Source organism: Hyphomicrobium sp. (genome assembly GCF_019753045.1).
Taxonomy (GTDB): Bacteria; Pseudomonadota; Alphaproteobacteria; order Rhizobiales; family Hyphomicrobiaceae; genus Hyphomicrobium_B.
Map to the genome: position 1 here is coordinate 41390 of NZ_JAIELN010000009.1, position 12793 is coordinate 54182.

Sequence of the window (12793 nt, forward strand, 5' to 3'; positions counted from 1 at the left end):
CTCTGGACCCATTCCCGTAGGGGACGAAGTGTCACGCTTAAGGGTCGATGCTGTCTGCCTTGACCTTGGCGTCACGCGAAGTCTTGCCCTCGCGCAGACCTTTCTCGGCGTGCGCGAGCTTTGCTTCTTCTGCTTCGTCCTCGCGGAACAGCTTCTCGAGCATGTCCTGCGACGTGCGCGCCCGCTCCAGAAGCTTCTCGACGTCTGACGACAGCTTGTAGTCTTCGTTGAGGCGCCGCTCATCGTGATCCCGGAAGGTCTTGACGATGCGGCCCGCGACCCGCTCGGAGTACCCGAGACCAAGCATCAACGATCGCGTCAGATCGAGAGAGGCCAAAAAGGTCTCGCGCCGTATCGCCGCAACGCCGAGGTCGAGCAGCCGGTAAGCGTGCATGCGGTCACGCGCACGCGCGTAGATTGGAACGTGCGGATACTGCTTTTTGACATATTCCGCCGCGCGCATCGACGCTTCGACGTCATCGATCGCGAGCACGAATGCCCGCGCCTTGTCCGTTTGCGCAGCCTCCAGCACCTCAGGCCGGCTGGCGTCACCGAAGAAGGCCTTGTTGCCGAAGCGTCTGACGAAGTCGACCTGCTCCACGCTGATGTCGAGCGCCGTGAACGGGATACCCTTCGCGCGCAGCACGCGGGCCGTGATCTGTCCGAACCGTCCGAACCCCGCAATCACGACGTGTCCGTCGTTGTCCGGCAACTTATCGAATGGACGCGTGGGCGCCTTCGCCTTTGCCGAAAGCCTGCGGTCGAGCAGCAGAAGCACCGGCGTCATCGCCATGGACAGGGTGATGACGACCGCAAGAATTTGCGACGGGTTACTGCCGAGGACACCGGCAGCCTGACCGACCGACAGCAGAACGAAGGCAAACTCGCCGCCCTGCGACAAAGCAAAAGCCAGCCGGCGCGCCGGTCCGGCCTCGAGCCCCTGCCAGCGCCCCAACAGAAACAGGATAGTCGCTTTCACGACGATCAGCGCCAGCGTGAGCGATATGATCAGCCCCGGCTCCGCGAGCAGAAGTCCGAGATTCAGCGACATACCGATGGCGGTAAAGAAGATCCCGAGCAGCAGTCCTTCGAAAGGCCCGATGTCCGCCTCGAGTTCGTGGCGATAGCTGCTTTCGGCAAGAAGAGCGCCTGCGATGAAGGCTCCGAGCGACGCCGACAATCCGACCGCTTCCATGATCAGCGTGACGCCGACGACCGTCAGAAGCGCGGCCGCCGTCATTGCCTCTTTCACGCGCGAGAGCGCCACGAGACGCAGAAACGCATCGAGCACATAACGTCCGATGACGACGACAAGAACGATTGTCCCGAGGCCCTTGGCGAAAGCGAAGTAATCGATAACCGGCGCAGACTTGGCGGCCGTCACCGCGAAATACGGTGCGAGCGCAATCAGCGGAATGGCGGCGAGGTCCTGGAACAGCAGCACTGAAAATCCGAGCCGGCCATGCCGGGTCGAAAGTTCGTTGTTCTCTTCGAGCACCTGCAAAGCGAAAGCCGTCGAAGAGAGCGCCAGAGCAGCGCCCGCAAACAGCGACGGCTGCCACTGGGTTCCGAAAAACAGAATGCCGACGAACGCGAGCGCGAGCGAGGTAATCGCCACCTGCAGTGTGCCGATGCCGAAGATGGCCTGGCGCATGGCCCAAAGTCGCTTGGGGCGCAGCTCCAATCCGATCAAAAACAGCAGCAGAACGACGCCGAATTCCGCAAAGTGCAAAACTTGCTGCGCATCATGCTCGGAGAAGAGACGTCCGACGCCATAGGGCCCGAGGACGACACCCGCGACCAGATAGCCAAGAACCGCTGCGATACCGAAAAATCGTGCGAGCGGCGCGGCTAGCGCCAAGGCGGCCAAAAGGATCGCAAGTTCGTTAAGTGTCACTCTATCCCCGCTTCTCTGGCTGAGAGATTGCGTTCTGCGCGAAATCTACACCGCGCTGCGCAATACACCAGCCCGCCAACTTGTATAGCAACCCACAAGCGGATCGCACCCGAAGCCGTTAACACCCGATCCACCTCGAAACGGTGGCGCCGAGGTGGCGACGAGTGCGACACATTGCGATCAAATTGAACTTCGCGGCGCAGGCCGCCGCAGCAAGAGGACGCCTTAGCGCTGGTCGAAGTTCAAGGCAACGGATGAGCGTCGACGACGAGGCCGCCGGCTTCCTGCCAGCCGTCGGTGCCGTCACGGTACCAATCGACGTTCGTATATCCGTAGCTCAAAGCGCGCTTTGCGGCGTTCCAGCTCATCCAGCAATTCTTGAGACAGAAAAAGACGAGCGGCTTCGTCTTATCGCCCTTCGTCAGCATCTCGAGGTTACGTTGAAAATAGCGAGCCGCATCTGCCGACAGAACACCGTAGCCGACATTCGGAAGCCATACGGCGTCTTCGATTGTCATGTGCGACGTCTCCCGCCAGATCGTACCAGCAGGGAGGCCCTCCGGTTTCGGCGCATGCGGATAGACGTCGATGAAAACAGCTCTCTTCGCAGTCCAGATTTTCATTGCCTCGCCATCGGACAGCACCGTCGCGCCTTTGAGCGTCAGTGGAACAGGCTTGCGATAATTATCCGTCCGGTAGGACTGAGGCTCAGGCGGCGCCTCGCCGATGGGTGCGGGACCGGAAACATCCTCTTCCGCTGACACGGCAAGGGTGCCTGCAATCGGCATCCAAAGCGCTGCAACGACAATCATCAGCGCGCGGGGCAGAAGCATCTTTGGAGGGAAACTTTCAAATTGCTCGAAGCAACAGAGTGAGAAGTAGGACAGTCGGGAAGCGGCGGGTTTACTTCGCCGCTTCCGAATTCGCGTCTCGCCTCTTTTAAGGCGTAGCCGGCGCAGGAGCCGGTGACGACGCCGTCGCCGCACCGCCCGCCGGAGCAGGCTCTGCAGCGGCCGACGTGCGCGGCTTTGTGATCATCTCCGTCGACGTATCATCGTCGACCAACAGCGGCACGCCGTAATCGAGCAGCACCTTGTCGATATCGCCCTGCCGTTTGCGAATGACGTCGTTGAGCTGACGCTTCCAGGCATCGTCGCCGTTGCGCACGCCCATCGTAATTCGGAATGCGATCCTGGCGGCGCCGGCGTCTTTGACGAGAGGAACGACAACGAGCGGTTCGCCGTCACGCGACGCCCAGTACGAAGCGATCGGCCCCCACAAGATTCCGGCGTCGACTTCGCCCTTGCGAATGTCGTTGATCATGTCTGCGGCGGGATTTGCGTAGCGGCGATCAACCATCAACGGGTAGCCGTGCACATTCGCCATGAGACCGTACTTTGCAGCGAGCGTTGCGCCGGCAGAGCCCTGCTGGGCGCCGATTTTCTTACCCTTGAGGCGAGGATCCGAGAGCGAGTCGACGCCGTCGAGGCCGGTGCCTTTCTTGTAGATGAGGGCCGACGTCGAACGATAGATCGCGTTCGTGTTCAGCACCATGTCATCGCCCTGCCCCCATCCGATGACGAGATCGCATCGTTTGGCGCCAAGTGTCATGCGAACGAAGCCCGTCGCCTTGGGAAACCACGTATAGACGACCGGAAGCTTCAGCTCCTCACCGATGATGTTCGCGATCTTGTTTTCAAAGCCCTCCCCCTTCTCGTTCGAGAACGGAAGATCGGCCGGATCGGCGCAAACGCGAAGCTGTTGCCTGTTGACCAAATCTGCCTTTGGCACGTCGGCGGCGTTTGAACGAACGGGAAAAGCAATTATCGAAACGGCAGCGGTAATTCCCAGAGCCAATGCAGGCACTGACAAGAATGAAACGTTGAGCGCTTGTTTCCTCACGTTGATAACCTTTTTGTTATAGCGGCGTGAACGTCGCGGCTCCTGATATGGAGTGGGGGCACGCCGCAATTGCGACCCGCCCCCTTGAACCTTCAATGACCGAATTTACTGCCAACCCGGAGCGACGCCGACGCGCTCCGGATTAACAATCATATGATGAGGACCGGAAGAAATTCCAGATCCTCAGCCCGTGCAATCTTCCGCAGCCTTTTTGGCTTCCGGCGAGATATCTTCACGGCCATTCGGACGGCCGGCAGGCATACCCGTCTTGGGGTCGGTCGCGTTATGCGAACGTGCCTTAATGTACGTGTAGATATCGTCGATGTAGCACATGATGTTCTTGTCTTCGCCGAAGGCCGGCATGACGTATTCCGTACCCGCACGGTTCACAACGCGGCCGCTGGAAACCGTCGCGATGAACGTATTGTAATCCATCGTCTTCAGACTTTCAGCGAGCGCCGGAGCGAAGGTGCTGCCGAGGGCGTTCGGGCCGTGGCAAACGTGGCAAGCGTCGTGATAGCGGCGGAAGCCGTTCCACGTGCCCCAGTCAACCATGTAGTCCTTCGTAACGACGGGCACCGGGTCGCCGTCCTTGTTGCGATAACGGCCATCTTCGAACTTGATGCCCTCGCTCTTTGCGAGATCGCTGACCGGGTTCGGAAAGACAGCAGTGCCATCAGGATTGCGCGATCCGGGAGGAGCTTCCTCCGCAGCCGCGGCGGGAGCAGCAGGTGCTGCGGCGGGTTCGGCTTGCGCGACCTGCTCGGGCTGAGCCGCTGCGGCAGGTGCTTCAGCCTTCTTTTCGGGCTCTGCTGCGGGCGCCGGGGCAGGCGCAGCTGCTTCCTTCTCAGCGGGCTTTGCCGGTTCGGCGGCAGGCGCCGCGGCAGCTTCAGGCTTAGCTTCTGGCGCAGGAGCGGCTTCCGTTGCAGGAGCCGGCGCGGGTGTCGAAGCGGCGGCCTTCTCTTCGGGCTTGTTCTGCTCCTGGCATGCGGCAGCTCCGGCGGCGGCACAGGCCATCAGCGCGAAGGCCAATCTCTTACTGAACTTGTTCACGATGTTCCTCTTCATCCTGTCGTTTGAATTGCGTGGGTCACCACCGCACTGACCGTTCCGAAATCCATTGTAGTGAGATCGTGGATGGTGAGCCGCCGTTCGCCGAACGCTTCCCGCTTTTTGCGCCGCGTTCCAGGGCGAATGAATATCGCCACTTGTCGCGCCGTTCTTGTGAAAAGACAGGGTTTCGTGTTGGTTGGCTGATGCGTGGGCCGAACGTCAAAGAGCCGGCGCAGGTTTCCCCGCACCGGCTCCCGTATTACTAGGCGCGTGTCCTATGGGAGAGCGAACACGGTGAGCGAGCCACCGAGGTTCGTGTACTCCGAGAGGCCAGCGTAGCCACCGACAGCACCGAGACCATCGGTCGGGTTCGTCAAGCCAGCAGCAAGACCGATACCGGCCCAACCACCAACGCCCGAGAAGATGCCAACGTACTGCTTACCGCCGTGGCTGTAAGTCATAGCGTTGCCGATGATGCCCGACGGCGTCTTGAACTTGAAGAGCTCCTTGCCATCCTTCTGGTCGACGGCTTTGAAGTAGCCCTCGAGCGTGCCGTAGAAGGCAACGCCGCCAGCGGTGGTCAGAGCGCCCGACCATACCGAGAACTGCTCAGGCTTCGACCAAACGATCTTGCCCTTTGCGCCGTCCCAAGCGATGAAGTTACCCATACGCTTCGGTTCATCCGGACCCGGGAACATGGAGAGCGTGGCGCCAACGTAGGGCTGACCAGCCGTGTACGAAACCTTGAAGGGTTCGTAGTCCATGCACACGTGGTTCGTCGGAACATAGAACAAGCCGGTCAGCTTCGAGTACGAAGCAGGCTGCTGGTCCTTAGAGCCGAGAGCTGCAGGGCAGATGCCCTTCGTGTTGAAGTCTGCGCCGTTCTTGAACGTCGAGTACTTCGCAACGCGGATCGGACGGCCGTAGTCCTTAGAGGACTTGTCCATGTCGATGCCAGTTGCCCAGTTCACGACCGGATCATACTTCTCAGCGACGAGAAGCTCGCCCGTTGCGCGATCCCAGGTGTAGCCGAAGCCGTTACGGTCAAAGTGAGTTGCCGTTTTGCGCTTCGTTCCATCGAAATCGAGCTCAGCGAGGATCGGCTCGTTGATGCCGTCATAGTCCCACTCGTCGAACGGCGTCATCTGGTATGCCCACTTGGCAACACCGGTGTCGACGTCACGAGCGAACATGGTCATCGACCACTTCTGGTCGATCGGCTTGCCATCCGGTCCCGCACGCTGTGCAGGGTTCCAGGTAGATGGGTTGCCCGTTCCGTAGTAGATCAGGTTGAGTTCAGGATCGAAGGCCATGTAGCCCCAGGTCGAACCGCCACCGATCTTCCACTGATCGCCGTTCCAGGTCTTGAGCGAGGAGTCCTTGCCGACCGGCTTGCCGAGCGACGTGGTCTTCTCAGGGTCAACGAGGATGTCAGAATCCGGGCCCATCGAGTAGGCGCGCCAGACCTTCTTGCCGCTGTTGATGTCGTAGGCGGTGACGTGGCAACGAACGCCGAACTCAGCGCCCGAAATACCGATGATCACCTTGTCCTTCGTGACGAGCGGAGCACCGGTGCCCGTTTCGCCCTTCTTAGGATCGCCGTCGATCACCTTCCACAGTTCCTTACCCGTCTTCGCGTCGAGAGCGACGAGAGCGGTGTCGGCCTGATGGAGGAAGATCTTGCCTTCGGCATACTGCACGCCACGGTTAACCGTGTCACAGCACATCACGGGGATGACCGAGGGGTCCTGCTTCGGCGTATACTTCCAGATGATCTTCTGTTCGTCGGCGAGGTTCAGAGCGAACACAATGTTCGGGAACGCCGAGTGAAGGTACATCGTGTCACCGACAACGAGCGGACCGCCTTCGTGACCACGAAGAACGCCCGTCGAGAACGTCCATGCCACTTTCAGCTGACCAACGTTTTCAGTGTTGATCTGGTCCAGGGCGGAATACCGCGTACCGGCATAGTCGCCGGACTGCTGGGCCCAGTTATTCGGATCGCTCGACAACTTGGCAACGTCATCGTTCGCCCAGACGGGCGCCGAGAACGCGGCTGTTGCGAGCAAACCGTAGGCGAATGCACTTTTGCGCATCGCGCTTCCTCCGTTTTGAGAAAAGTCTTGCCACGCTTGCAAGTCGAACCCGAGGACTGTCGATATCTCCTGGCTCCGATCTCAGGAATTGCGGGATTATCTCCCGTCTTTGCCCCGTCGGAGAAGGAGTGCTTCACGAAACCGTGTAGAAACCGGTAGTCCTCGTGAACGAGGCGCATGTAGACACTTTTTTTTTCAGCCCGCAACACGTAGTGCGACGATCATTCCGCTGCGGCAAATTAGGACAATACCTCTGACCCAAATTATCCCTTTATTCACGGGAAGAAATTGCAACGCACAAAAAATGCTGCGCCGCACGTCTAGTTGTTTCTGAAGGGTGAATTTTAGGCGTCGTGATTAGGAATTTGCGCACTTTCGTGAAAAGTCGCGAGCTGAACACGCTTGAAGACCATCATTATCGCACGATTTGTCAGAGCTGGATTGAATGGCTGAAATTTCGCCTTTGAATGCAAAAACTTCCCGGAAAGAGTTCCTACGCGGTGTGACCTTGGCGGCGCTCCTGCCGCTGCTGCCGCGCGTTTCCCAGGCCGAAGCGCAGCAGATCGGCGTGATCGAGATCGCGCCGGGCGTTTTCGTTCACGTCGGCCAATACGAATTGGTTAACAAGGAAAACCGCGGAAATATTTCAAATGCCGTCTGCATTGTCGGCAGTTCAGCCGTCGCCGTAATCGATACGAGCGGCTCCTACGCGGCCGGTAAGGCTCTTCATGAGGCCATCTCGAAGATCACCGAGAAGCCCATTCGCTATGTCATCAACACCCACATGCATCCTGACCATGTACTGGGGAACGCCGCCTTCAAATCGGCAGGGTGCGAGTTCGTCGGCCACCACAAGCTTCCCGCAGCTCTCTATGCGCGCAAGGACAGCTACCTGGCGAACGCACGTCAGCGCATTGGCGACGAGGCTTTTGCCGGCACCGAAATCATTCCACCGACTTTGCTCGTGACCGACACGCTCGACCTCGATCTCGGTGGCCGGACGCTGACGCTCAGAGCGCGCCCCACCGCGCACACCGACAACGACCTGACGATCTTTGATTTAGCGACCAGCACATTTTTTCTCGGCGATCTTCTTTTCTCAAACCATGTACCGACGCTCGACGGCTCGCTCGTCGGGTGGATCAATCTCATCGGAGTGCTGACGCAGGAAAAAGCCGATCGCGCGGTTCCCGGACACGGACCGAACACGATGCCCTGGCCCGATGCGATCAAGCCCGTAGAACGCTATCTGAAAGTTCTGGCGACCGACGTTCGCAAGATGATCAAGGACCGCAAAACGATCGAGCAAGCCGTCGCGACGGCCGGGCAGTCGGAGCGGGGCAACTGGGCTCTATTCGACGAGCATCACCCGCGCAACGTCACCGCCGCTTTCACCGAACTCGAATGGGAATGATCTCTTCCGCGCTCGGCGGCCGGCTCGCGGAACGCGAGTCGCCGAGCGCAAACGTGTAAACTGTGCCCGGCGGCCGGCTCCCCGCAGGGGAGTCGCCGGGCGCAAACATTAGAAGCAGCGCAACTCGCCTTCGACTTGCGCGCGCCGCAGATTTTTCACCTTTTCCTGGAATTCCGGCGCGTGCGTCCAGGCAACGTTTTCTCCGCCTTTCAGACCGACGGACAACAGCGTTTCCGCCTCCTCATATTCGGCGTACGGCAAGATGGCCGCGATTTCGTCGATGGAGCAAGAGCACTTGTCGAGGTTGGTGCGGTTCTGGCCGTTGACCGCCATGCACGCGTAAACGTAATCGGCGCGCGCCGTTGTTGGATAATCGTTGGGCGGCAATTCCTGAGCCGCGACACGTGACACCGCGGCGGAAATCAACAAAGCCGCCACGAAAAGCCCGCTGAATGCAAGGCTCGAGAAGCCCTTTGTCATTTCACCTCTCCTACACCTTCAAGCGTTGTCGTCTCTTCGAGCGTTGGCGAGTTCTTGTCCGTATTGTTGTACTCCGCGGTCATCTTCGCGAGGTAACCCGGGATCTTGTCCGACAGCGCGATCGTAAACGTCGCGCCCTCGAAACCCCTCATCTTTGCGCGCGCCGGGTCGTTGGCGAATGGCGTCGCGGTTACGCGATAGCCTTCGACCGTCTGGCCCTTATAGACGATCGTTGCCGAGACAATCGTTGCGCCGTTGCCGAGATAACGGCTGAACATGCCCTTGAGATAAGCGCTGTCCCCACCGGCCAGTTCGCGGAAATGCGCAACTGCATTGTCGAGATAGATGATGAGCATCGGATTGCCGTCCATGTCGGTGATCCGTTGCGGCTCGCGGGCTCTATCCCCGGAGTACATCTTGACCAGAACGTTCTTCTTCCCCGGCGCGCCGTCGCTTTCGACCTTCACGATAATGTCATCGGTGTAGCCCTCGCCGAGCGCCTTCGGATTGGAAGGCTTGCGCTCGAACTTGTAGACGAGGTCAGTACCCGGAGCGACCGCAGCAATGTGCGGCCGGTCGAACAGGATTTCGGCCGGCTTCGGCGCCTCGGCAGCAACGCTTGCGGCACTCAGGCAAGTGACCGCGAACGCCGCAAGACCGGCTTTGCGGAAGAGAAATTTCGACATGTGGGGCGATCCTCCAGACCGTCTATTCAGAATTTTTTCCGGCTGTGTAGCGTGACCAGGAAGGCTTGACCAGATGACTTGCCAAATTCAGTCAACGGCCGTGCCAATAGTCCGGCATCCGGAATGCAAGGCTGGCATAGGATGCCGGAAGATCAGAAAGTCTCAACTTACAAGGCAGTAACACGGGCCCCAGCGCACGCCTCAGCAACCGAAGCCCGTCTTCAACGTATGAATTTGCCGAAAGCCCGAGGCCCGGTGCCGACCGCGGCCTTGCCCGTTACGGCAAGACTTCGGGGATCGATGCGCAAAAGAACGTCGTCACCCCAGCACGCCACATAGACATTCGCTCCGTCCGCGTCCGCCTCTATGCCTTCGGGATGATCACAAGCCTCGATCCGCTTGATGGGCTGAAGCGTCGACTGGTCGAACACGGTGACGGTCCCGCCGTACTGGTCCGTGACGAACCCCCTCCCTTGGGCCAAGGCGACAGCGTAAGGACGCCGCCCAGCCGCCACGCGCCCAACCACCTTCTTCGTGGCGATCTCAATCACGGTGACGTCGTCACTCTTAACGTTGGCGGTGAAGGCCCTCTCGCCGGCAGCGTCGATCGTGATGCCGAAGGGACGGTTACCGACGTCGACCGACGCCAGCCGCGTGCGCGTCCCGATATCGACAATGGAAACGGCGTCGCTATCGCGATCGGCAGATAAGAGCAAACGCCCGTCCGGCGTCACGGCAAGTCCCGACGGAGATTGACCGACGGCAATCTCGCCCGAGACCGTGAGCGTTCCGGCATCGACGACGATCACCTTATGCGCATACCAGTCAGCCACATAGACTTCGGGCCGGGTCGGATGCGCCGCGATCCCAAGGGGCGCTCCGCCGAGAACGAGACGCCGCTTGATCGCGCGCGAAACGGCGTCGATCTCGATCAGCTCTTTTCCATCGGGTGCGGTGACGTAAGCCGTCGACTTGTCAGGGGAAAGAGCGATGCCGGCAGGTTTGCCGCTGGCATGAATGCGCCCGGTCTCTTTCATCGCCGTGAGATCGACGAACGAGACGCTATCGGAAGGCTGAGACGTTACGATCGCCTCATGCGCGGCGGCCGACCAGCACGGCCCGGCCAGCGCGAGCAAGCCGAGTGCTGGCAGGCAAAGACCGAGCTTCCGTCGAACCAGCGAGGCGTTCAATCGTCCCTCAGCTTCCGCCTTCGATCTTCTTCTTCAACGCGGCGAGGGTCGAGGTGTAGAGGTCTGTGATCGCCTTGTTTGCAACTTCGTCCGAGAGCTCCGGCGGCGGGTCGTTAAGCATATAGCCGCGGTAGAAGGCGCCCTTCCATTCGACCGTCGACTTATCGCCGTCCGCCGTCACCGAGATGTGGGACGAGTAATCGTTGATCGGCAGAACCTTCACGTCGACCTTGGTAATTTCGTACCCGTAGGACATGCCCTCGGCGTCATACTTATTGAGCTGTTCTTCGATCACGCCGCCGTTCTGGAGCGTCAGGGTACGGGTCGCGCCAACGTCATTCCCCCCCTTGCCTTCCGTCTTGGCGACGGCGGGGATCCAGCTCGCATCCTGGAAATTGCCGATCACGGCCCAGACCTTGGCTGCCGGCGCGTTGATTTCGATGGACTGAACGACTTTCTGGCGCGACGGGCCGTGCGCCCAGGCTGCGCCGGTCAGAGCCAGCGGCACGACGCCGAAGATCGTGGCGGCGATCAGCAACCGTTTGAGCATACATTTCCTCCGGAAATTATTGGTGCGTTGGGCATGTCCTTGGCCCGGGATCGAGCGGCGGGACAATAGGCAGGTTCATCGTCAACGGAAAGACGGCAAAATGTGTCGCATTCAATCTGATCGTTCGGCACGCTTGACCGGCCCGGTAACGTTGTTTTACCTGCGGCCGCGTGCTTTGGTCGAATCCCGCCGGTCGCGAGACCAGGGACCATGAGGAGCAGGATTTGGAATCCGAAAAGTCGAGTCACGGCGCAAACCACTATAAGAATGTCGCCTGTCCTTTTTGCGGCATTCTTTGCGACGATCTTGAGATCGGCCCTTCGAGTGAAGGGCTTAAAGTTCTAAAAAACGGCTGCGTGAAATCGGTAGCGGGCTTCGAACGGAAGCTCGTCGAACCGTCTCCGCAAGTCGACGGAAAAGATGTGTCGCTGGACGAGGCCATAGCCGCCGCGGCCCGTCTCATCCGTGAAAGCCGCCTGCCAATCTTTGGCGGCCTCGCGACCGACGTCGAAGGCGTGCGCGCGATCATGGCCCTTGCGGAAAAGGGCGGCGGTATCGTCGACCATGCGCTGAGCGACGCCCAGTATCGCAACTTCAAAGTGCTGCAGACCTCCGGCTGGGTGATGACGACGCTCACCGAGGCGCGCAACCGCGCCGACCTCTTCATTATCGCCGGCAGCGACGTCCACAAACTTCATCCGCGCTTCTTCGAACGCATCGTTTGCAACGAAGCCTCGATGTTCTCTGATAATCCGCCGAAGCGAACGGTCGTGTTCCTCGGCGAGGGCCTCGATCAGTCTGCCGTCAAAGGCAATCGCATCGGCGAAGTCCTGACGCTGCCGGTGAAGGCCGACCGCATCGGCGAAGTTCTCGATGCCATGCGTGCGCTGAACAAAGGCGCGACCATCACAGGCGACACCATTGGTGGTCTGCCGCGAGCAGCCGTCGAAGATCTTCTCGAGCGTTGCAAGGCCGCGAGCTACGGCGTCGTCGTATGGGCGCCCCCGAGCCTCGGCTTCGCCAACGCCGACTTGACGGTCCAGGCGGTCTCCGAGTTCGTCAAGGACATCAACCTGACATCGCGCTTCGCGGGTCTCGCCCTCGGCGGCAACGAAGGCGCCGTCTCGGCGGGTGCCGTTTGCGGCTGGCAGTCCGGTTTTCCGCTGCGCGTCTCGTTCGCGAGCGGCAAGCCCGACTACGATTCAGAGCGCTATGCGATGAGCCGCATGCTCTACGCCAAAGAAGGCGATCTGCTCCTGTGGCTCGCGTCGTTCACGCCTGATTTGTCTCCGCCGGATACGGATATTCCGATGATCCTTCTCGGCACGCCGTCGATCAAGCCGGCGCGGACCCCGAAGGTTTATATTCCCGTCGGCACACCCGGCATCGATCATGCGGGCATTATGGTGCGCGTCGACAACGTCGTATCGCTGCCATTGCGGAAGCTCCGGCAATCGACACTGCCTTGCGCCGCCGACGTACTCGAAAAAATTGAAGCTGCCCTCTAGGCCCAATACGAGACCGA

11 protein-coding genes are annotated in these 12793 nt (G+C 60.0%); 2 read left to right on the forward strand and 9 right to left on the reverse strand.

Annotated elements, in window-relative coordinates; translation table 11 throughout:
- Positions 1-37: 37 nt before the first annotated feature.
- The 5 genes from K2Q04_RS11185 to K2Q04_RS11205 all read right to left on the reverse strand — a co-directional run bounded on the left by K2Q04_RS11185 (position 38) and on the right by K2Q04_RS11205 (position 6948).
- On the reverse strand, positions 38-1897 hold the full coding sequence (locus tag K2Q04_RS11185; protein WP_291163387.1) for a monovalent cation:proton antiporter-2 (CPA2) family protein: 1860 nt from the start codon (positions 1895-1897) through the stop codon (positions 38-40).
- A 242-nt stretch (positions 1898-2139) separates the two neighbouring features.
- Positions 2140-2730, reverse strand: a complete 591-nt coding sequence (locus K2Q04_RS11190) for a PQQ-dependent catabolism-associated CXXCW motif protein (RefSeq protein WP_291163390.1) — start codon at positions 2728-2730, stop codon at positions 2140-2142.
- 106 nt (positions 2731-2836) lie between these two features.
- Complete coding sequence (locus tag K2Q04_RS11195; protein ID WP_291163393.1) at positions 2837-3673, reverse strand: substrate-binding domain-containing protein; 837 nt, start codon at positions 3671-3673, stop codon at positions 2837-2839.
- Between the two features lie 309 nt (positions 3674-3982).
- Positions 3983-4852: a c-type cytochrome gene (locus K2Q04_RS11200; protein ID WP_291163396.1), complete on the reverse strand. Its 870-nt coding sequence runs from the start codon at positions 4850-4852 to the stop codon at positions 3983-3985.
- A 275-nt stretch (positions 4853-5127) separates the two neighbouring features.
- On the reverse strand, positions 5128-6948 hold the full coding sequence (locus K2Q04_RS11205) for a methanol/ethanol family PQQ-dependent dehydrogenase (protein ID WP_291163399.1): 1821 nt from the start codon (positions 6946-6948) through the stop codon (positions 5128-5130).
- Positions 6949-7393: 445 nt separating this feature from the next.
- Between K2Q04_RS11205 and K2Q04_RS11210 the strand changes: the two genes are divergently transcribed.
- A complete protein-coding gene (locus K2Q04_RS11210) occupies positions 7394-8362 on the forward strand; it encodes a quinoprotein relay system zinc metallohydrolase 2 (protein ID WP_291163403.1) in 969 nt (322 codons plus the stop codon).
- Between the two features lie 108 nt (positions 8363-8470).
- On the opposite strand, the gene K2Q04_RS11215 is transcribed toward K2Q04_RS11210, so the two are convergent.
- From K2Q04_RS11215 to K2Q04_RS11230, 4 genes are all read right to left on the reverse strand, one after another.
- The gene (locus K2Q04_RS11215; RefSeq protein ID WP_291163406.1) at positions 8471-8842 is read right to left on the reverse strand and encodes a hypothetical protein; all 372 of its coding nucleotides are present in this window, start codon (positions 8840-8842) and stop codon (positions 8471-8473) included.
- Positions 8839-9528, reverse strand: coding sequence for a hypothetical protein (locus K2Q04_RS11220; protein WP_291163409.1), 690 nt, complete (start codon positions 9526-9528; stop codon positions 8839-8841). Before K2Q04_RS11220 ends, K2Q04_RS11215 begins: the two co-directional genes overlap by 4 nt.
- 221 nt (positions 9529-9749) lie before the next feature.
- The gene (locus tag K2Q04_RS11225) at positions 9750-10679 is read right to left on the reverse strand and encodes a YncE family protein (RefSeq protein WP_291163943.1); all 930 of its coding nucleotides are present in this window, start codon (positions 10677-10679) and stop codon (positions 9750-9752) included.
- Between the two features lie 46 nt (positions 10680-10725).
- Positions 10726-11268, reverse strand: a complete 543-nt coding sequence (locus K2Q04_RS11230) for an SRPBCC family protein (protein WP_291163412.1) — start codon at positions 11266-11268, stop codon at positions 10726-10728.
- Positions 11269-11624: 356 nt separating this feature from the next.
- Here K2Q04_RS11230 and K2Q04_RS11235 point away from each other — a divergent pair, with 356 nt between their 5' ends.
- Positions 11625-12776 (forward strand): formylmethanofuran dehydrogenase, encoded by a 1152-nt coding sequence (locus tag K2Q04_RS11235; RefSeq protein ID WP_291163415.1) that lies wholly within the window; start codon positions 11625-11627, stop codon positions 12774-12776.
- Positions 12777-12793: the final 17 nt, after the last annotated feature.